The 19,456-nt window shown below is 72.7% G+C and carries 19 protein-coding genes and 1 pseudogene; 7 read left to right on the plus strand and 13 right to left on the minus strand.

What is annotated here, in order from left to right; genetic code table 11:
- Nucleotides 1-21: 21 nt before the first annotated feature.
- Nucleotides 22-345 (plus strand): Rv1322 family protein, encoded by a 324-nt coding sequence (locus tag AC1VWI_RS29635; protein WP_499514050.1) that lies wholly within the window; start codon nucleotides 22-24, stop codon nucleotides 343-345.
- 31 nt (nucleotides 346-376) lie between these two features.
- Here AC1VWI_RS29635 and AC1VWI_RS29640 read toward each other — a convergent pair whose 3' ends face one another.
- From AC1VWI_RS29640 to mce, 7 genes are all read right to left on the minus strand, one after another.
- Nucleotides 377-1,246, minus strand: coding sequence for an ABC transporter permease (locus AC1VWI_RS29640; RefSeq protein WP_499514051.1), 870 nt, complete (start codon nucleotides 1,244-1,246; stop codon nucleotides 377-379).
- Nucleotides 1,243-2,460 carry an ABC transporter ATP-binding protein gene (locus tag AC1VWI_RS29645; protein WP_499514052.1) on the minus strand — a complete coding sequence of 406 codons (1,218 nt, stop codon included), beginning with the start codon at nucleotides 2,458-2,460 and terminating at the stop codon, nucleotides 1,243-1,245. The genes AC1VWI_RS29640 and AC1VWI_RS29645 overlap by 4 nt, the downstream gene beginning before the upstream one ends.
- A gap of 113 nt (nucleotides 2,461-2,573) precedes the next feature.
- A complete protein-coding gene (locus AC1VWI_RS29650; protein WP_499514053.1) occupies nucleotides 2,574-3,350 on the minus strand; it encodes an ABC transporter permease in 777 nt (258 codons plus the stop codon).
- A gap of 1 nt (nucleotide 3,351) precedes the next feature.
- Entirely contained in the window at nucleotides 3,352-4,338 is a 987-nt protein-coding gene (locus AC1VWI_RS29655) for an ABC transporter ATP-binding protein (protein WP_499514054.1), read from the minus strand.
- A gap of 131 nt (nucleotides 4,339-4,469) precedes the next feature.
- Nucleotides 4,470-5,402 (minus strand): coiled-coil domain-containing protein, encoded by a 933-nt coding sequence (locus AC1VWI_RS29660; protein WP_018563504.1) that lies wholly within the window; start codon nucleotides 5,400-5,402, stop codon nucleotides 4,470-4,472.
- 103 nt (nucleotides 5,403-5,505) lie between these two features.
- Complete coding sequence (scy, locus tag AC1VWI_RS29665) at nucleotides 5,506-9,402, minus strand: polarized growth protein Scy (RefSeq protein ID WP_499516950.1); 3,897 nt, start codon at nucleotides 9,400-9,402, stop codon at nucleotides 5,506-5,508.
- Nucleotides 9,403-9,580: 178 nt separating this feature from the next.
- Nucleotides 9,581-10,009: a methylmalonyl-CoA epimerase gene (gene mce, locus AC1VWI_RS29670; RefSeq protein ID WP_499514055.1), complete on the minus strand. Its 429-nt coding sequence runs from the start codon at nucleotides 10,007-10,009 to the stop codon at nucleotides 9,581-9,583.
- 172 nt (nucleotides 10,010-10,181) lie between these two features.
- Here mce and AC1VWI_RS29675 point away from each other — a divergent pair, with 172 nt between their 5' ends.
- Both AC1VWI_RS29675 and meaB read left to right on the plus strand, forming a co-directional pair.
- Nucleotides 10,182-11,357: an acetyl-CoA C-acetyltransferase gene (locus AC1VWI_RS29675; RefSeq protein ID WP_499516951.1), complete on the plus strand. Its 1,176-nt coding sequence runs from the start codon at nucleotides 10,182-10,184 to the stop codon at nucleotides 11,355-11,357.
- 159 nt (nucleotides 11,358-11,516) lie between these two features.
- A complete protein-coding gene (meaB, locus tag AC1VWI_RS29680) occupies nucleotides 11,517-12,473 on the plus strand; it encodes a methylmalonyl Co-A mutase-associated GTPase MeaB (RefSeq protein WP_499514056.1) in 957 nt (318 codons plus the stop codon).
- Between the two features lie 60 nt (nucleotides 12,474-12,533).
- Here the strand turns inward: meaB and AC1VWI_RS29685 are convergent, their stop codons facing one another.
- The 5 genes from AC1VWI_RS29685 to AC1VWI_RS29705 all read right to left on the minus strand — a co-directional run bounded on the left by AC1VWI_RS29685 (nucleotide 12,534) and on the right by AC1VWI_RS29705 (nucleotide 15,967).
- Nucleotides 12,534-13,010 carry a MarR family winged helix-turn-helix transcriptional regulator gene (locus AC1VWI_RS29685; protein ID WP_499514057.1) on the minus strand — a complete coding sequence of 159 codons (477 nt, stop codon included), beginning with the start codon at nucleotides 13,008-13,010 and terminating at the stop codon, nucleotides 12,534-12,536.
- A 64-nt stretch (nucleotides 13,011-13,074) separates the two neighbouring features.
- Nucleotides 13,075-13,851, minus strand: a complete 777-nt coding sequence (locus AC1VWI_RS29690; RefSeq protein ID WP_499514058.1) for an AIM24 family protein — start codon at nucleotides 13,849-13,851, stop codon at nucleotides 13,075-13,077.
- Entirely contained in the window at nucleotides 13,848-14,498 is a 651-nt protein-coding gene (locus tag AC1VWI_RS29695; RefSeq protein ID WP_499514059.1) for an AIM24 family protein, read from the minus strand. Before AC1VWI_RS29695 ends, AC1VWI_RS29690 begins: the two co-directional genes overlap by 4 nt.
- Entirely contained in the window at nucleotides 14,498-15,136 is a 639-nt protein-coding gene (locus AC1VWI_RS29700) for an AIM24 family protein (protein ID WP_499514060.1), read from the minus strand. Before AC1VWI_RS29700 ends, AC1VWI_RS29695 begins: the two co-directional genes overlap by 1 nt.
- Before the next feature lie 3 nt (nucleotides 15,137-15,139).
- Nucleotides 15,140-15,967, minus strand: coding sequence for a DUF2127 domain-containing protein (locus tag AC1VWI_RS29705; protein WP_499514061.1), 828 nt, complete (start codon nucleotides 15,965-15,967; stop codon nucleotides 15,140-15,142).
- A gap of 211 nt (nucleotides 15,968-16,178) precedes the next feature.
- Here AC1VWI_RS29705 and AC1VWI_RS29710 point away from each other — a divergent pair, with 211 nt between their 5' ends.
- Both AC1VWI_RS29710 and AC1VWI_RS29715 read left to right on the plus strand, forming a co-directional pair.
- Nucleotides 16,179-16,532 carry a DUF3817 domain-containing protein gene (locus AC1VWI_RS29710; RefSeq protein ID WP_499514062.1) on the plus strand — a complete coding sequence of 118 codons (354 nt, stop codon included), beginning with the start codon at nucleotides 16,179-16,181 and terminating at the stop codon, nucleotides 16,530-16,532.
- The gene (locus AC1VWI_RS29715) at nucleotides 16,529-16,822 is read left to right on the plus strand and encodes an MTH1187 family thiamine-binding protein (protein ID WP_499514063.1); all 294 of its coding nucleotides are present in this window, start codon (nucleotides 16,529-16,531) and stop codon (nucleotides 16,820-16,822) included. Before AC1VWI_RS29710 ends, AC1VWI_RS29715 begins: the two co-directional genes overlap by 4 nt.
- Before the next feature lie 36 nt (nucleotides 16,823-16,858).
- Here AC1VWI_RS29715 and AC1VWI_RS29720 read toward each other — a convergent pair whose 3' ends face one another.
- A complete protein-coding gene (locus tag AC1VWI_RS29720; RefSeq protein WP_499514064.1) occupies nucleotides 16,859-17,833 on the minus strand; it encodes an ArsR/SmtB family transcription factor in 975 nt (324 codons plus the stop codon).
- Nucleotides 17,834-17,911: 78 nt separating this feature from the next.
- Here AC1VWI_RS29720 and AC1VWI_RS29725 point away from each other — a divergent pair, with 78 nt between their 5' ends.
- Both AC1VWI_RS29725 and AC1VWI_RS29730 read left to right on the plus strand, forming a co-directional pair.
- Nucleotides 17,912-19,135: an MFS transporter gene (locus tag AC1VWI_RS29725; protein WP_499514065.1), complete on the plus strand. Its 1,224-nt coding sequence runs from the start codon at nucleotides 17,912-17,914 to the stop codon at nucleotides 19,133-19,135.
- A gap of 72 nt (nucleotides 19,136-19,207) precedes the next feature.
- Nucleotides 19,208-19,447, plus strand: a pseudogene (locus AC1VWI_RS29730) (MFS transporter); the annotation flags it as partial.
- Nucleotides 19,448-19,456: the final 9 nt, after the last annotated feature.

Here is a 19,456-nt window from a genome sequence, read left to right on the forward strand (position 1 = left end):
AACCGCATGAGGTGTGTGCCCGTGTCCCCGCGCCGAAACCGCCCCCGAGGCGCCGCCGGCAGAGCCGAGGAGCGTCCCGAGGCCGGACCGGCCAGGGGCCCGGAGCGTGTGGAGAGCTGGCAGGGCGAGCAGTGGACCGTCCGCCAGCTGAGCGGGAGTCCGGGGGGCAAGCACTACCGCTGCCCCGGTTGCGACCAGGAGATCCCGCCGGGCGTCGGGCACCTGGTGGCCTGGCCGGAGCACGGCGGCGTGGAGGACCGGCGCCACTGGCACACCGCCTGCTGGAACGCCAGGGACCGCCGGAGCGCACGGCTCCAGCGGTCCCGGAACGCCCCCCGGTACTGACCGCGGGGCGGAAGCTGCCCGGTGACCCGGGTCAGACGTCGCGCTTGGCGAGCGCCGCGTAGGCCGCGCCCAGGGCGACGGCCGTGATGATCGCGAGCCCGATCAACTGGCGCACGCCGTCGGCGTCGCCGTTCTCCAGCATCGGCATCTGGTAGAGCGAGGCGATGGCGTTGGGGGAGGAGTACTCGATCAGCTTCTCCTGCACCTTGCGGAGGCTGTCCGACTGCATGAAGATCGCGATGATCAGCGGCAGCAGGACCACGCCCATCATCGTGGTGATCGCGCCCGCGGAGTGCCGCAGCAGCGCGCCCACGGCCAGCGAGAGCAGCCCGAGCAGCGCCACGTACAGGCCGACGCCGACGGTGGCGCCCAGCCACTGGGTGCCGCTGGCGGTGGTGAGGCCGTCCTCGATGACGAGCCGGGCGCCCACGAAGGTGTCGTCGCCCACCGACCTGCCGCCGAAGGTGGCGTAGTTCATCAGCGCGGTGAGCGCGCAGGCCACGGTGGTGACGGTGAAGGTCAGCGCGAAGAAGACGATCGCCTTCGCGGTGAGCACCCGGCCGCGCTGCGGGCACGCGGTGAGGGTCGTGCGGATCATGCCCGTGCCGTACTCGGAGCTGATCACCAGCACGCCGAGGGTCATGACGCAGAGCTGGCCGAGGAGCACCCCGAACAGGCCGAAGCCGAGCACCGGGTCGGAGACGTTCTCGGTCGAGCCCAGGCCGACGACGAGCAGGTTGATGCCGAGGATCAGCAGCAGCATGACGCCGAGCGTCCACAGCGTGGAGCGCACCGTACGGATCTTGGTCCACTCGGACTTCAGCGCGTGGCCGAGGTGGGTCCTGTGCACCGGGACGGTGGAGGAGAACTGCGGAGCCGGGCTGTAGACGGGGGCGGTCATCGGGCGTCCTCGACGGGCTGGGTCGGCTGCGGGGCGGGCGGGGCGACGGGAGCCGCGGGAGCGGCGGGCACGGCCGGCGGTACGGGTGCGGCGGGCGGCACGGGCGGCTGCGCGTACGGGTTCACGGGCGCGGTCGGCGCCGCGTACGGCTGCACCGGGGGCTGCGGCTGCGGCTGCCCGTGGCCGTACCCGTACGGCGGCTGCTGCGGGACGGGCTGCGGGTACGGCGCCTGTGGCGGCATGCCCCAGCCGCCGGGGGCCGGCGCACCGCCGGGCTGCTGCAGGCCCTGCCGCGGGTCGGCGGTGGAGCGGTAGTCGACGGCGCTGTTGGTGAGGCGCATGTAGGCCTCCTCGAGCGAGGCCTGGTGGGGCGAGAGCTCCCACAGCCGCACCTCGGACTCGTGGGCGACGTCGCTGATCCGCGGCAGTTCGAGACCGGTCACGCGCAGCGCGCCGTCCTGTTCCTGCTGCACCTGCGCGCCCGCCCCGGTCAGCGCCTTCGTGAGCTTGTCGCGGTCCGCGGCCACGTCCGGGGTGCGGACCATGGCGAAGCCGGTGGAGTTGCGGGCGATGAAGTCCTTGACGCTCATGTCGGCCAGCAGCTGCCCGCGGCCGATCACGATCAGGTGGTCCGCGGTCAGCGCCATCTCGCTCATCAGGTGCGAGGAGACGAAGACCGTACGGCCCTCCGAGGCGAGCTTGCGCATCAGATGGCGCACCCAGTGGATGCCCTCCGGGTCCAGACCGTTGACCGGCTCGTCGAAGAGCAGCACCTCGGGGTCGCCCAGCAGCGCCGCCGCGATGCCGAGGCGCTGCCCCATGCCGAGCGAGAAGCCCTTGGAGCGCCTGCGCGCGACCTCCTGCAGGCCCACCACGCCCAGCACCTCGTCCACCCGGCGGGCCGGGATCCCGGACAACTGCGCCAGGCACAGCAGGTGCTGGCGCGCGCTGCGCCCGCCGTGCACGGCCTTGGCGTCCAGCAGCGCGCCCACCCGGCGCGGGGCGTTGGGCAGCTGCCGGAACGGCTGTCCGCCGACGGTCACGCGTCCGGCCGTGGGGGTGTCCAGGCCCAGGATCATCCGCATCGTGGTCGACTTCCCGGAGCCGTTGGGCCCCAGGAAGCCGGTCACCATGCCGGGCCGCACCTGGAAGGACAGGTTGTACACGGCCGTCTTGCTGCCGTAGGTCTTGGTGAGGCCGACTGCCTCGATCATGCTCCGCCCCTCGACGAACTGTCCGCGGGGCGGCGCTCGCCCCCATGAGGATTAGGAGGCTAGCGGGGTGGGATCGGTTCCCGCCCCGTGAGGCCGGAATTGCCCGGGAGCGGTCAGGCGTCCCGCTTCTTCAGCAACGCGTAGCCGCCGATCAGCGCGACGATCACCCACAGCGCCATGATGCCGAGTCCGCCCCACGCGCTGTACGGGGCGGGGTCGTCCGGGGCGATCGTGGCCCGCATGATCTTGCTGCCGGCCTGGTCCGGGAAGTACCGGGCCACCTCCTTGGCGCCCGGCACGGCCGAGAGGATCCCGGAGATCAGGAAGAAGAAGGGGATGAGGATGCCCAGTGAGACCAGCGGGCTGCGCAGCATCGTTGCGACGCCGACCGCGAAGAGCACCATCAGCGTCATGTAGAGGCCGGCGCCGAAGACCGCGCGCAGCACCCCCGGATCGCTGATCGAGGTGGCGAGGTCACCGCCGAGGATGGCCTGCCCGATGAAGAAGGAGACGAAGCTGACGATCACCCCGAGGACGAAGGTGATGCCGGCGGCGACGGCGACCTTGGAGAGGTAGAAGGTCGCACGCTGCGGCACCGCCGAGAGCGATGCCCTGATCATGCCCGTGCTGTACTCGCTGGAGATGATCAGCACGCCGAAGGTGATCAGCGCGAGCTGACCGAGGAAGAGACCGGACAGGCTCTGGGCGGTGGCGTCGAACTGGGCGCGGGCGCCCTCTTCGATGGTGTCCCACTGGGTACGGAAGAGCAGGCAGAACAGACCGCTGATGACGATGGTCAGCACGGCGGCGGACGCCAGCGTCCACACGGTCGACCGGACGGTCCTGACCTTGGTCCACTCCGACTGCAGAACAGCGGTGGTCGCTGCCATGTCAGGCTTCCTTTCCGGTGTTCGTGTTCCAGGCGGCGCCCCACTGGGGCGCGGGAGCCGCGGCCTCACCGGCCTCCGCCGCCGCCCCACCGGCGTGGTACTCCACCGACTCGGCGGTGAGTTGCATGAAGGCCTGCTCCAGGGAGGCCTGCTGGGGGCTGAGCTCGTGCAGCACCAGCTGGTGCCGGGCGGCGAGTTCACCGATCTTGGCGGACTCCGCGCCCTCGATCTCGAAGGCGCCCTCGTCGTCGACCACCGCGGTGATCGACGCGGCCGCCAGCGCGTCCCTGAGCTTCTCCGGCTCGGGGGTGCGGACGCGCACGTAGGAGCGGGAGTTCTCGGCGATGAAGTCCGCCATCGTCGTGTCCGCCATCAGCTTGCCGCGGCCGATCACGATCAGGTGCTCGGCGGTGAGCGCCATCTCGCTCATGAGGTGGCTGGAGACGAAGACCGTGCGGCCCTGCGCGGCCAGCCCCTTCATCAGGTTGCGGATCCAGTGGATGCCCTCCGGGTCCAGTCCGTTGACCGGCTCGTCGAACATCAGGATCTCGGGGTCGCCGAGCAGCGCCGCGGCGATGCCGAGACGCTGTCCCATGCCGAGGGAGAACCCCTTGGAACGCTTCTTGGCGACGGGCGCGAGACCGACGGTCTCCAGCACCTCGTCGACCCGGCGGGCCGGGATGCGGTTGGACTGGGCCAGGCACAGCAGGTGGTTGTACGCCGTGCGGCCGCCGTGGATGGCCTTGGCCTCGAGCAACGCCCCGATGTGCTTGAGCGGTTCGTGGAGTTCGCGGTAGTGCTTGCCGTCGATGCGGATGCTGCCGCTGGTCGGATTGTCCAGGTCCAGCATCATGCGCATCGTCGTCGACTTGCCCGCCCCGTTGGGGCCGAGGAAGCCGGTGACCACCCCCGGCCGCACCGTGAAGGTGAGGTCGTCCACCGCGGTCTTGTCGCCGTACCGCTTGGTCAGCCCCTGCAGCTCGATCATGCCGCATACACTATTTGGCCGCGGCGTGCGATGCACGCGGAATTCACGCCCCCGTTTGCGCTCCCGCACACGACCGAGCCCCCTGCCGAGGGGACAGGGGGCTCGATGTGCTCCGGAAGACCGGTGGGACGTCAGCGCTGGGCCGGGACGCCGCGCGAGACGGGCTCGTCGTCGGCGGGGGCGCCGGCCGCGGCGACCGCCGCACCGGTCAGCGTGGCCAGCATCTCGCGGACGTTGGTCAGCTGGGCGTTGATGCTGTCGCGGCGGTTGGTGAGCGCCGCCAGCTCGCGCTCGGATTCGCTGCGGATGCGGTCCGCCTTGGCGTTCGCGTCGGCCACGATGTCCTCGGCCTGACGCTGCGCGGTCTCCACCGTCTGGCGGGCGCGGCGCTCGGCGTCGGTGCGCAGCTTCTCGGCCTCCAGGCGGAGCTGCTCGGCGCGGTGCTCGATCTCGGCGAGGCGCTTCTCGGCCTTGGCCTGACGGGACGCCAGGTCACGCTCGGACTGCTCGCGGCGCTTGGCCAGGTTGGTCTCGAAGTCGGCCGCGGCCTGGGCCGCCTTGGCTCGGGTCTCCTCGAAGAGGGCGTCCGCCTCCTCGCGCTTGGCCTGCGCGTCCTTCTGCGCGTCGGCGCGCAGCTGGCCGGCCTCACCCTTGGCCTTCTCGACGATGCGCTCGCCCTCGTCCTCGGCCTTGGTCTTGCGCTCGGCGGCGTAGGACTCGGCGTCGTTGCGCACCTGGGTGGCGGCGGACTCGGCCAGCTCGCGGTGCTGCTCGGCGGCCCGGCGGGCCTCCTCGCGCAGGTCCTTCGCCTCCTCCTCGGCGAGGCGGAGGATCTTCTCGACCCGCGCGCCGAGACCGGCGTACGACGGCTCGGCGTCGTTGACCTGCGCCTGCGCGTTCTGGGTCTCGAGGTGGAGTTCCTCGATGCGCTTCTCCAGCGCATTGATCCGGGCCAGTGCACTGTCACGGTCGGCGACGAGCTTGGTGATGCGGTCGTCCACCTGCCCGCGGTCGTATCCGCGCCGCACGAGCTCGAAGCCGAAGGGGGAGGAAGTGTCGCTCATGGGGTTCCTGTCAATTCAGACCGGGTGGGGTGATAGGGGGAATCCTAGGGGCCCAAGCGGCGTGTCCTACAGTCACTGTCCAGTAACTGTGCACAATGACCGCTCAATCGAGTGGCGCATCGTCGGACCGCTTGCTCCCTGTCCGGGTCGTGCCGGCCGCTGCACCTGCAGTGACCGTGTTCTTACCGTTCTGCGTGGGGTTCTGACTGTTGCTCTTTCCCCCGTCGATCGGCTGCTGGAATGACTCCAGTGCCTCAAGGACATCCTGCACGCGGGTGATCTCCGCGTTGATGTCCTGGCGGCGCCGGCTCAGCACCTCGAGCTCCTTCTTGCCTTCGGTCACGATGCGCTCGGCCTCGACGCGGGCCTCGCTCCGCACCCGCTCCGCGTCGCGCTCCGTGTCGTTCTTCTTCTGCTCGGCCCCCTTGAGCAGCTCCTCGGCCTTCTTCACCGCGGCGATGCGGACCTTGCTGGCCTCCGCGCTCGCGGTGGACCGGGTCTCCTCGGCCCTGGCCTCGGCGTCCGTGACCAGCTCGCGGGCCTTGGCCTCGGCCTTCTCCAGCTGCTCGGTGGCGGCCTCGACCAGCTTGTCGACCCGCTCGCCCGCCGACTTCATCGTGGCGGCCGACTCGCTACGGGCCCGCTCGTGCAGTTCCTCGACCTCGGCCTCGACGCGCTGCCGCAGTTCCTCCGCGCGCTCGCGGATGGCGGTGGCGTCCCTGCGGGCCTCCTCCAGCAGCGTGTCGGCGTCCGTACGGGCCCGCTCCACCATGCCGTTGCTCTCGGAGGTGGCCTCGCCGACGATCCGGTCGGCCTCCTTGCGGGCGGCGCCGACCATCGTGTCGGCCTGCTCCTCCGCGGTGGTGCCGATCTTGAGCGCCTCGCCCTGCGCCTGGGAGATGAGCTCGTCCGCCTGCCCCGCGGCCTCGGCGCGGCGCTTGTTGGCGTCCTCGCGCGCCTCGTCCCGGATCCGGTCGGACTCCGCGCGGGCCGCATCGGCGTCGCGCTCGGCGGAGTCGAGGGCGTCCTTGGCGAGGATGCCCAGCCGCTCCGCCTCGGCGCGGGCCCTGGTGATCAGCTGGTCGGCCTGCTGGGCCGCCTCCGTGCGGCGCTTGTTGGCCTCGTCGCGCGCCTCGTCGAGGATGCGGCGGGCCTCCGCCTCGGCGGTGCCCAGCGACTCCTCGGCCGCACGGCGGCGCTCCTCGGCGTCGCGCTCGGCGGAGTCGAGGGCGTCCTTGGCCAGGATGCCCAGCCGTTCGGCGTCGCGCTGCGCCTTGCCCACGGTCTCCTCGGCCCGGGCGGCGGCGTCGGCGCGGAGCCGGTCGGCCTCCTCGATCGCCTCGGTGAGCAGCCGGTCGGCCTGTTCCGCGGCCTCCACCCGCTGCCGGTTGGACTCGTCGCGGGTCTCCACCCGCAGCCGGTCGGCCTCCTCGATCGCCTCGCCGACCGTGCGGTCGGCGAGCTGCCGGGCCTCCTCGGCCTCCTCCTGCGACTCGCGCCGCAGCCGCTGGGCGTCCTCGGTGGCGCGCTCGCGCTCGGCGTTGGCGTCCGCGTGCAGCCGGTCCGCGGCATCCTGGGCCTCGGACTGCAGGCGTTCCGCGGCGTGCTCGGCCGCCGAGCGCAGCCCGGCGATCTCCTCCTCGGCCTGCTCGTGCAGCCCGTTGACCGAGTCCCGCACCTGCTGGGCGGTCTGCTCGGCCGCGCCGACCAGCTCGGCGGCGTGCCGCTCGGCCTCGGCGACCAGCCGTTCCGCCTCGGCGCCGGCCTCCTCCACCCGCTTGCGGGCGGCCGCCAGCAGCTCCTCGCCCTCACGACCGGCCTGGGCGCGCTCCTGCTCCGCCTCGCCGCGGGCCGCGGCCAGCAGCTCCTCGGCCTCCCGGCGGCGGCGTGCGGCCTCCTCCTGGGCGGCGGACAGCGCCTCGGCCGCCTCGGCCCGCAACCGTCCCGCGGTCTCCTGCGCCTCCGAGCGGAGGCGGTCGGCGGTCTCCTGCGCCTCGGTGCGCAACTGCTCGGCCTCGGCGGCGGCGTCACCGCGCAGCCGGACGGCGAGCTGCTCGGCCTCGGCCCGGGTCTGCGACGCGTCGGCCGCGGCCTCGTCCCGCAGCCGCACCGTCTCCTGCTCGGCCTGCTCCTGCAGCGCCCTGACGCGCTCGGCGACCTCCGTGCGCAGCGTGGCCGCCTCCTCGGCGGTCTCGCGGCGCAGCCGTTCCGCCTCGGTGCGGGCCTCGCGCAGCGCCTCCTCGGCCGCGGTGATGCGGCGCTCGGCCTCCTCGCGCAGCCGGACCAGATCGGCCTCGGCGTCGTCGCGCAGCCGCTGGGCGGCGCGTTCGGCCTCCTCGCGCAGCACCTGGCCGGCGCCCTCGGCGTCCTCCCGTACCTGCTCGGCCTGCTGCTCGGCCTCGGTGCGCACCTGCTCGGCCTCGCCCCGGGCGCGCTCCAGCAGCTCGTCGGCCTGCCTGCGCAGCCCCGCGGCGCGCTCGATCGCCTCGGTACGGGCCTTCTCCGAGTCGACGGTCGCCTTCTGCCGGTGCTCCGCGGCCTCGGCCTTCGCCTTGGTCAGCAGCTCCTCGGCGGACCGGGCCGCCTCCTCGATCTGCTGCACGGCCTCGCGCCGCGCCTCGCCGCGGATGCGCTCGCCCTCGGCGACCGCCTCGGCGCGCAGCTGCTCGGCCTCGCCGCGCAGCCTGCGGGCCTCCTCCTGCAGCTCGACCGTCTTGGCGCGGTACTCCTTGGTGTCGTCCTTGGCGGTGCCGAGCAGCTCCTCGGCCGACTCCTCGGCCTGGCCGCGCAGCCGGTCCGCCTCGGTCTCCGCCTCGCGGCGGATGCGCTCGGCCTCCTCGCTCGCCGCGCGGGTGGTGGCACGGGCGTCCTCGGTGGCCTTGTTGAGGACCTCCTCGGCGGTGCGGGCCGCCTTGGCGAGGGCCGCCGCCGCGTCCTCGGCGGCCTCGGACTTGGCGGTCTCCTGGGCCTGGCTGTGCAGCCGTTCGGCCTCGGTCCTGGCGTCGGCGAGGATCTGCTCGGCCTCGGCCTTGGCGGCCTCCGCCTCCTTGGTGGCCTCGGCGACCAGCCGGGCCACCTCAGCCCTGGCCGTACGGGTGCGCTGCTCGTTGTCGGCGTCGACGGTGGCCAGCCGCTTGGCGGCGTTGGACGCGGCCTCCTCGCGCAGCCGGTCGGACTCGCTCTGCGCCTCGCGCAGCTTCTCCTGGGCCTCGCGCAGCTTCTCCTCGGCGGAGCGGGAGAGCTCGCCGGCCTGGGTGCGGGCGTTGTCGGTGTCGCTCTGGGTGGAGGCGCGCAGCTGCTCGGCCTGGGTGGTGGCCTCCTGGGCCTGGCTGGCCGCGGCGTTCAGCAGCCGCTCGGCGTCCGCGCGGGCACGGCGCAGCAACTGGTCGGCCTCGGCGCGGGCGGTCGTGGACTCCGACTCCAGCCGGTCGCGGGCGCCCTCGGCGATCCGCTGGGCCTCGGCGCGGGCGGCGGCCAGCGCGGCCTCCGACTCCGCGCGGGTCTCCTCCATGAGCCGGCGCGCCTGCGACTCGGCGCGGGCACGCAGCTGCTCGGCCCAGGCCACGTTCTCGTTGACGTGGCTCTCGACGTTGGTGCGGCGATCGGCCAGTTCCTCGTCCAGCCGCCGGCGCCGGGCGACGGCCTCGGCGTGCCACTCGGCCTCCACCCGGGCCTGGTGCTCGGCCTGCTCCTGGAGCAGCCGCTGGGTGGCCGCGCGCGCCTCGCGCAGCTCCCGCTCGGCGTCGGCGCGCAGCTGGTCGGCCTGGATCTGGGCGTTGCGCAGCAACTGGTCGGCTTGGTGGCCGAGGTTGTCGTAGGCAGGGCGCGTCGCGAGGTTACGGCGCGCCTCGTGCAGCTTGGCGCGCAGCACCTCGACCTGGTAGCCGAGGTCGTCGGCATGCTGGACGACCTTGTCCCGCTCCTTACGAAGCCGCTCCATCTCGGCCTCGAACTGCGAGAGGTGGTCGTCCTCAACCTCGTAGCGGTCGTAGCCCCGCACTCCGCGGTCCCATCCGTCTCCTGGTGTACCCACCCGCCAACCGAGTGAGATTCCCCGGGGCCCCGTTTACCGCGGGGCCTTGCGGAGAATTGTGTCCGATCCCACGCCGAAGCGCGGGCAGGTACCCCAGCCCACCCCGGGGTCGCCAGGCCACTCTACCGGGGCGAGTCGTCTCCGGTCAGTGGTCCTTGGCCGAGGTGACGAGCTCGGTGAGCACACCATGGCAGTCCTTGGGGTGCAGGAAGGTGATCCGCGACCCCATGGAACCCGTGCGCGGGCTGTCGTAGAGCACCCGCACGCCCTTGTCGCGGACGGCCGCCGCGTCCCCGTCGACGTCCTCGGTCCCGAAGGCGATATGGTGCACCCCCTCTCCGTTCTTGGCCAGCCACTTGGCGACGGTGGAGTCCGCGCGGGTGGGCTCCAGCAGCTGGAGGTAGGAGGCCCCGCCGTCGGAGGTCTCGTTGATCTTGAGCATGGCCTCGCGCACGCCCTGTTCCTCGTTCACCTCGGTGTGGAACACCTCGAAGCCGTAGGTGGCACGGTAGAACTCGACGGTCTTGTCGAGGTCGAAGCAGGCGATGCCGATGTGGTCGATTCGCGTCAGCATGACTCCAGTGGACCGCCGGTCGGCATGGTCACGCAACGTGCGCGCGATCACACCGTCTGCCGGGTGACCGCCGGCTCCACCCCTCAGTACATTGACAGCACCCTCGAAAACCATCGTTAACCTTCCCTCCGTGCAAAGGGGCCGCGTCATGACCAGCCAGGCACGAACGTCCGTGATCGTCGCGGGTGCGCGCACTCCCATGGGCCGGCTGCTCGGCTCGCTGCGCACCTTCTCCGGCGCCGAACTCGGTGCCGTCGCCATCAAGGCCGCCCTGGACCGGGCCGGCATCGGCGGCGACCAGGTGCAGTACGTGATCATGGGCCAGGTGCTCCAGGCGGGTGCCGGGCAGATCCCGGCCCGTCAGGCCGCGGTCAAGGCCGGCATCCCGATGAGCGTGCCGGCGCTGACGATCAACAAGGTCTGCCTGTCCGGTCTGGACGCCATCGCCCTCGCCGACCAGTTGATCCGGGCGGGTGAGTTCGACGTCGTCGTGGCCGGCGGCCAGGAGTCGATGACCAACGCCCCGCACCTGCTGCCGAAGTCCCGCGAAGGCTTCAAGTACGGCGCCGTCCAGATGCTGGACGCCATGGCGTACGACGGTCTCACCGACGCCTTCGAGAACATCGCCATGGGCGAGTCCACCGAGAAGCACAACACGCGCCTGGGCATCGGCCGCGCCGAGCAGGACGAGATCGCCGCGCTCTCCCACCAGCGGGCGGCCGCCGCGCAGAAGAACGGCCTGTTCGAGGCCGAGATCACCCCGGTGGAGATCCCGCAGCGCAAGGGCGAGCCGGTGGTCTTCGCCAAGGACGAGGGCATCCGCGCGGAGACCACGGCCGAGTCGCTGGCCAAGCTGCGCCCCGCCTTCAGCAAGGAGGGCACGATCACCGCGGGCACCTCCTCGCAGATCTCCGACGGCGCCGCCGCGGTGGTCGTGATGAGCAAGGCCAAGGCCGAGGAGCTGGGCCTGGAGTGGATCGCCGAGATCGGCGCCCACGGCAACGTGGCCGGCCCGGACAACTCGCTGCAGTCGCAGCCGTCCAACGCCATCGCGCACGCCCTGAAGAAGGAGGGGCTGTCCGTCGGCGACCTGGACCTGATCGAGATCAACGAGGCCTTCGCGGCGGTGTCCGTGCAGTCAATGAAGGACCTGGGCGTGACACCTGAAAAGGTGAACGTCAACGGCGGCGCCATCGCCCTCGGTCACCCGATCGGCATGTCCGGCGCCCGTATCGTCCTGCACCTCGCCCTGGAGCTGAAGCGCCGCGGCGGCGGCGTGGGCGCGGCGGCCCTGTGCGGCGGCGGCGGCCAGGGCGACGCCCTGATCATCCGCGTTCCGGGCAAGTAACACGACCTGTGGGCGAGTGAGCCGAAGGGGCGCGGCGCCCGCCGAAAAGGAGAACACGCGGAGGTCCCGAGGAACGAGGGACCGAGCATGATCGACTGTCGGCGGGTGCTCCGAGCGCCCCGGAGGCGAACCGAGCCTTGAAACAAGAGGAGCACAGCGATGGACGTCCCCACCCTGGTGGAGCAGGCACGGCAGGGCCGCCCGCGGGCGGTCGCCCGGCTGATCTCACTGGTGGAGGGGGCGTCCCCGCAGCTGCGGGAGGTGATGGCCGCGCTCGCGCCGCTGACCGGCGGCGCGTACGTGGTCGGCCTGACCGGCTCGCCGGGCGTCGGCAAGTCCACGTCGACGTCCGCGCTGGTCTCGGCGTACCGGCGGGCCGGGAAGCGGGTCGGGGTGCTGGCCGTGGACCCCTCCTCGCCGTTCAGCGGGGGAGCCCTGCTCGGTGACCGGGTCCGGATGAGCGACCACGCCTCCGACCCCGGCGTCTACATCCGCTCCATGGCCACCCGCGGCCACCTGGGCGGTCTGGCCTGGGCCGCGCCGCAGGCGATCCGCGTGCTCGACGCGGCCGGCTGCGACGTGATCCTGGTGGAGACCGTCGGCGTCGGCCAGTCCGAGGTGGAGATCGCCGCCCAGGCCGACACCTGCGTGGTGCTGCTCGCGCCGGGTATGGGCGACGGCATCCAGGCGGCGAAGGCCGGCATCCTCGAGATCGGCGACGTGTACGTCGTCAACAAGGCCGACCGGGACGGTGCCGAGGCGACCGCCCGCGAGCTCAACCACATGCTGGGCCTGGGCGAGGCCCGCGGGCCGGGCGACTGGCGCCCCCCGATCGTCAAGACGGTCGCCGCCCGCGGCGAGGGCATCGACGAGGTGGTCGAGGCCCTGGAGAAGCACCGCGCCTGGATGGAGGAGCACGGCGTGCTGGCGGAGCGCCGGCTGCGCCGCGCGGCCCTGGAGGTCGAGCACATCGCCGTCACCACGCTGCGCGAGCGCATCGGCGACCTCCACGGCGACCGCCGCCTCGGCGCGCTCGCCGAGCGCATCGTCGCCGGCGAGCTGGACCCGTACGCCGCCGCCGACGAACTGGTCGCCGGCCTCACCGAGCAGGCCTGAGGCCCGCGTCCTGGGGCGCGGGCCTCAGGGCGCGGGCGAACGGGCCGGCCGCCGGGTGGGTCAGGCCTTGCCGCGCACCGCGCGCAGGTGGTCCGCGACGGGGTGGAGGGCCTTGCGCAGTGCTGCCAGGTCCTCGGCCGGGAGCAGGTCGATGAAGTGCTCCCGGACGGCGACGACGTGGTGCGGGGCGACCTTGCGCATGGTCTCCCAGCCGTCCTCGGTGAGGACGGCGAACAGCCCGCGCCGGTCGGACTCGCAGTTCTCGCGGCGGACCAGGCCCGCGGTCTCCATCCGGCTGATCTGGTGGGACAGCCGGCTCTTGGACTGCAGGGTGGCGCGGGCCAGGTCGCTCATCCGCATGCGGTGCTCGGGCGACTCCGAGAGGTTCACCAGGATCTCGTAGTCGTTGTACGTCAGACCGTACGGCTGCAGGTCCCGTTCGAGCTGGTGGGTCAGCAACTTGCTGACCTCCAGGTGGATGCGCCAGGTGCGCTGCTCGTCGGCGGTCAGCCAAAGGGTGCCGGTCTCTGTCTCCATGATGGAATTATACCCAGAAAGTTGAAATCCGGATTATTTGGGGTCCCGATACGTGTCGGTAGGTTCACAGACCGAAGCGGCGCTGCAGGTCCCCGAGCTGTCCCGGGAGCCTCGGCACGCCCTGCGGCATGCCCGCGGCGCCCGCTCCGCCGCCCGGGACGCCGGCCTCGTGCGGGACCGCGCCCGTGGCCTGCTCGGGCATGAGGACCTCGCTCGACTGGAGCAGTACCTGCCCCGCGCCGACGAACTCGAACTGGTGCTCCTCGCCCGAGGTGCCGCCGACCCCGGTCAGCGCCCGCAGGCCGCCCAGTACGCCGCGCATGTACCCGTGGTCGTAATGGTGGCAGGGGGAGGGGCAGTCCGCCCATCCCACCAGGGCCTGGGGGTCCACGCGGACCGGGGGTTCGACGAAGTGCACGGCGCCGTTGGAGGCCGCCACGAACTTCCCCGTGCCGATCAGGGTGAGGAAGCCCGGGATGATCGACTGCTTGAGCGACAGGCCCGGCTGGAAGGCCAGCAGGTTGCCCGACCGGATGGTCAGGTTGCCGTCCTCCAGGTCGAAGGAGTTCACGTCGAACGCCCGGTCGGCGAGGATCATCTTGCCCTGGCCCTCGGCGACCACCCAGTCCGCGGCGTGCAGCGGGGAGTGGAAGTTGCTGCGGATCAGCCCGTCGAGGGCGCCGTGGCCGATGCCGTGGAAGCTGATCTGCCCGTAGTAGGCGATCATTTTCCCCTTCTGCAGGAACCACTGGCCTTTCAGGTCGACGCTGAAGGCGTAGGGGTTGACGTTGTCGTCGACCGGCAGGGTGTACGGGTCGTGGACGACGGGTCCGGTGCTCACAGCTTCTCCTCACTCGCCTGCACGTAGACCGTGCCCTGACCCGACAGCTCCAGCTGGAACGCCTCACCCGAACCGCGGCCCACCATGTCGCGCCAGCCGAGTGCGGTGGACAGCTTGTTGCGGACGTCCCCGCGGTGGGCGACGTACGCCTGCGGGTCGACGTGCACCGGGCGCTGGGGGGTGATCGGCAGCTCGATGACGCCGCCGTGGGCCATCACCGCGACCGCGCCGTGCCCCTGCAGGGTCGTGGTGAACAGGCCCTGGCCGGTGACCTGGCCGCGGATGACGCCCATGACGCCGCCCTGGGACCCCATGAACATCGTGCCCTGCCGCAGCGAGCCGTCGAAGGCCAGCAGCCGGTCCGCCTCGACGTACAGGGTGTCGCCGGTCAGGTCGACGCAGTGCACGTGGTGGCCGCCGTGGCCGAACATCACCGAGCCGTGGCCCTCGACGGTCATCAGCGGGGTCGCCTCGTTGGCGAGCCGGCGGCCGATCATCGAGCCGATGCCGCCCTGGCCGCCCTGCACGTTGGGGGTGAAGCTCACGTTCCCCCGGTAGGCCAGCATCGCGCCGCGCTGGCTGAACAGCCGCTGGCCCGGCAGCACCTGGGCCTCGACCATCTTGGAGTTGACGCGGGTGAACGGCATCAGACCTGCCCCCCGATGGTGTTGCGCTCGCTGGGCTGGACGTACACCAGGCCGTCGCCCTCGAAGCGGATCTGGAAGGACTCGCCGCCCGACTCGCCGATCACCGACCGCCAGCTGATGCCGGCCTGGAAGTGCTGCTGGAGGTTGCCGGTGTGCGCCACGTACGCGCCCGGGTCCACCTGCAGCGGCAGGCCGGGGGCGACGCGCAGCACCACGGCCGGGCCGTCGGAGGTGATCGCCGCCTGGCCGACGCCCTCCACCGTGGTGGTGAACAGGCCGTTGCCCTGCGAGGCACCGCGCAGGCCGGTGAAGGTGGTGCCGGTGCGCAGCGTCGCCTCGGTGGCGAGCAGGTTACTGGCCTCGACGTACAGCTTCTCCCCGTTCAGGCGGACGAGGTTGATCTCGCTCGCGCGGTCGGCGAAGTAGCAGGTGCCCTGCCCGCGCACCTCCATGACCTCCATCGACTCCCCGGTCAGCCGCCGGGTGACCATGCCGCGCAGGCCCTCACCGCCCCCGGACATCTTCTTGAAGCTCATCTGGCCGTCGTACGCGACCATCGAGCCGTTCTTCGCCTTGACGGCGTCGCCGGCCATGTCCACGGCGAGCACCTTGCTGCCCTGCAATCGAAACTGAGCCACGGGTCAGACCGTATCCGTCCGGGAGGAACCCGTCACCAGGGTCCTCGTCACATGGGGTGCAGTGGTTCCGTGCGGCGCTCCCGCCGCCTCCTCGACCTCCAGCAGCGAGGCGCCGCGGCGCTCGGCCTCGAAGGCCGCGTGACCGCCGCGCAGCCCGAACAGCCGCTTGGAGAGCAGGATGTAGAGGACGGCGAGGACGTTGAGGACCAGCGTGCCGATCTTGAGGTAGCTCACCTTCTCGGTGAGCTCCCAGACCTCCAGCGGCAGGAAGGCCGCGGTCGCCACCACCGTCAGGTACTCCGCCCACCGCTTGGCCGCCCACAGGCCGACGGCCTCGACGATCTCGATCACCGCGTACGCGAGCAGCGCGCCCGCCACGATCAGCAGCGTCGAGTGCCGGTACTCGAAGGTGCGGCGGATGGTGTCCAGGACGGGGGAGTGGTCGAGGTCGTAGTGGAAGTGCCGGAAGACCGGGCGGAAGACGGTGAGGTTCTCCTCGAAGAACCGGCGCACCGAGTCCTGCGAGTTGCTGAACCGCCACACCGCCCAGGCCGCGACGACGATGAACACCCCCCGCAACAGCCGCTCGACCGCCAGGAAGCGCAGGATGAACAGGTCGCGCAGCGCCCGGCCGCGCGGCACCTCGGGCGCCCGGTCGGCCGGACCCGAGCCGTGCGGCGCACCCAGGGCGAAGTCGCCGCAGCGCAGGCAGCGCCACACCTCTCCCAGCGCGGTGTCGGCGCGCAGCCGCTCCCGCAGGTGCGCCTCGTCGGGCGCGTACGTGATGTGCCCGCGCCGGGCGCAGTGCCGGCGGTCCCAGTCCAGCTTCATCCCGCTTCTTCCTCGAGAGGGCGGTTCGTCTTCCGTCGTGGAGGGGGACGCGTCCCGCGCGCCGATGGTTCACCTGTTCCCCCGGGGGCCCCGGGGGCGGGGCGGCCGGAGGGCCGGGTGATAATGGGCGGAACACTTGTGATCGCGTTCACAAACACTCCGATCGCAGTGCCCGTGCCCGCCGCAGTCCCTGTCCCGATAGTGAGGTCCCGTGGACATCAAGGCCGCCTCCGCCCTGAACCGGCTCCGCCTGGTCTCCGCCCCAGAGGCGGTCTCCTTCCTGCTCCTGCTGGTCTGCTCGGTGCTCAAGCGCACCACGGACTTCGACGCGGTTCGGCCGATGGGGTACATCCACGGCGTCCTCTTCATCCTCTACGTCCTGTTCTGGCTGGACGCCTGGAACCGCGCCAAGTGGCCGCTCGGCCGCGCCGCGCTGTACTTCGTGCTCTCCGTCCTCCCCACCGGCGGCTTCTTCGCCGAGCGCAGGCTCCGCCGCGAGGCCGAGGCCGGCGTCATCGCCGCCCGCGCGCGCAAGGAGCTCAAGGAAGGCGTGGTCGAGGCATGATCGTCGCCTTCTCCGTCACCCCGCTCGGCGTCGGCGAGGACGTCGGCGCGTACGTGGCCGACGCGGTCCGGGTGGTCCGCGAGTCGGGGCTGCCCCACCGCACCGACGCGATGTTCACCTCCGTCGAGGGTGAGTGGGACGAGGTCATGGACGTCGTCAAGCGCGCCGTGGCAGCCGTCGAGGCCCGGGCACCGCGCGTCTCGGTGGTCCTCAAGGCCGACATCCGGCCCGGCGTCACCGACGGGCTGACCTCCAAGGTGGAGACCGTCGAGCGGTACCTCGCGCAGTAGCCGCTCCGCACCCCGCGGCGTTCCGCGTCCCGGCGGTCACTCGCCGGCCAGCGCGCCGCCCAGCGGGGTGCGCTCGTACAGCACCTGGTGGCCGTAGCGGCGCGAGGTGAGCAACCCTGCGTCCCGCAGGACCGACAGGTGCGCCGACACCGACGACACGGCGAGGCCGTGCCGGTGGGCGAGCGCGGTCGTGGTCGCCGGCTCGCCCAGACCGCCGAGGATGGCCGCCCGGTTGGCGCCGAGCAGCCGCACCAGGGCCTCGGAGGCGGCCTGCGGGGTCTGCCACAGGCCGCCGATGCCGCGTGCCGGGTAGACGACGGTGCCCTGCCAGGGCGGGTCGAAGCCCGCCGCGAGGTCCGGCCACACGAAGACGCTGGGCGCAAGGACCAGGCCGTCGCCGCCCAGGTCCCGGTCGTGCTCCGTCGGCTTGTGCAGCGTGAGGGTGCCGTCCGCCCAGCTCAGCGAGGGGTGGAGGTCGGCGAAGAGGCCCGTCAGCCCGCCGTCCGCCAGCCGGCGCGCGCGGAAGGCGATGTCGGCCTCCAGCACGGCACGCAACCGGGGCCAGTACGGCGCCACCAGCGTCTCCCAGGCCCGCTCGTACAGATCCGCCAGTTCCCGCACCGCGCGCGCCGGGTCGGCCAGCATCGCCCGGCCGCGCGGGCTGCCGGCGGCGCCCGGGGTGTCCGCCAGCGAACGGGCCATGTCCTGCCGGGCGACCTCCGGATCGGTGGCCCGCACCCGGGCGAGCTCGTCCTCGATGGCCGCCGACGGGCCCAGCGGGGGCGGGCAGAGGAAGTCCGGGCTGTGGCCGGGGCGGGGCATCAGCAGCCACAACGGTGTGAGGTCGAGTGCCCGGGCCGCCTCACGGGTCTGCCGCAGCCACGGCACGTGGTACGTCTGCAGCCCGGGCTCCTTCAGGGTGCGGACGGCCCCCTCGGTCTCCCACAGCGGGGAGACCGCGAACCGGCAGCGCAGCAGGTCGTCCGGTCCGAAGCGCATACGGAACGGCACGGCGGACCCCTGCTCCTCGACTTTCGGCTGGAGCCGAAACACTACGGCGTGCCCCGTCCGGGCCGCCAGGCTGCGCCCATGACGCTGAACACCGACACCACCGCGGCGGGCCCGGCCGCCGGGCGCGGCTACCGCGCGGTCTTCGCCGTACGGGAGTTCCGGGCGGTCTTCGCGGCACACGTACTGTCGCTCCAGGGCACCGTGGTCGCCGAGATCGCGCTGTCCGTGCTGGTGTTCCGGCTCACCGGGTCGCCGCTGCTGACCGCGCTCACCTTCGCGCTCGGCTTCGTGCCGTACGCGCTCAGCGGCACCCTGCTCGCCGGGATCTCCGACCGCTTCCCGCCGCGCCGGGTGCTCGTCGTGTGCGACCTGCTGTGCGCGGCGTGCGCGGCCGGGATGGTGCTGCCCGGGACACCGATCGCGGTCCTGCTCGGCCTGCGGTGCGTGATGGCGATGATCGCCCCGGTGTTCACCGGCACCCGGGCCGCGAGCCTGGCCGACATCCTGCCCGGCGACACCTTCGTGCTGGGCCGGTCCCTGATCCGCATGGTCGCCCAGGGCGCGCAGATCGTGGGCTTCGGCGTCGGCGGGTTCCTGCTGGTCCTCCTGCCGCCCCGGGCCGCGCTGGCGATCACCGTGGCGGCCTTCCTGGGCTCCGCCCTGCTGCTGCGCCTCGGCACCGCGCGGCGCCCCGCACGCGGCGGCGGCGCGGCGCGCTCCGCCGGCGGCAGCGGCCGTCTGCTGCGGGACCCCCGGGTGCGGTCCCTGCTGCTGCTCTGCTGGATCCAGCCGTTCTTCGTGGTGTTCCCGGAGGCGCTCGCGGCCCCGTACACCGACTCCATCGGCGCCGGCACCCCGGGCCTCGGCCTCTTCATGGCCGCGATGCCCGTCGGCACCGTCCTCGGCGAACTCCTCGCGGGCGCCTTCCTGCCCCCGGCCGCCCGCGCCCGCCTCACCGTCCCCCTCGCCGCGTGCTCCCTCCTCCCGTACGCCCTCTTCGCCCTGCGCCCCTCGCTGCCCCTGGCCGTCGCCGCGATGTTCACCACGGGCCTGACGGCCGCCTACACCCTCGGCCTCGATCAGTGGTTCGTGGCGGCGGTGCCGGAGGGGTTGCGGGGGCGGGCGATGACGTTGCAGTCGGCGGGGTTGATGACGATCCAGGGTCTGGGGATGGCGGTGGCGGGTGCGGCGGCGGAGTTCGCCCGGCCGCACGCGGTGACGGCGGTGGCGGGGGGTGCGGGGACGGTGTGCGTCCTGTTGGTGCTGGCGCGGGTGCGGGGGACTGCCGTCGGCGGCGGGTGAGGGGGCCGGGCGGAGCCCGGCGCAGGCGTCCGAAGCCCGTGAGGCCCCTTGGGGCCGAGCGGTGCGAGGGCGGCCGGGGGAGGTTCGGCTCAGTGGTTCGTGGCGGCGGTGCCGGAGGGGTTGCGGGGGCGGGCGATGACGTTGCAGTCGGCGGGGTTGATGACGATCCAGGGTCTGGGGATGGCGGTGGCGGGTGCGGCGGCGGAGTTCGCCCGGCCGCACGCGGTGACGGCGGTGGCGGGGGGTGCGGGGACGGTGTGCGTCCTGTTGGTGCTGGCGCGGGTGCGGGGGACTGCCGTCGGCGGCGGGTGAGGGGGCCGG

Source organism: Streptomyces sp. TOM-9, from assembly GCF_056858595.1.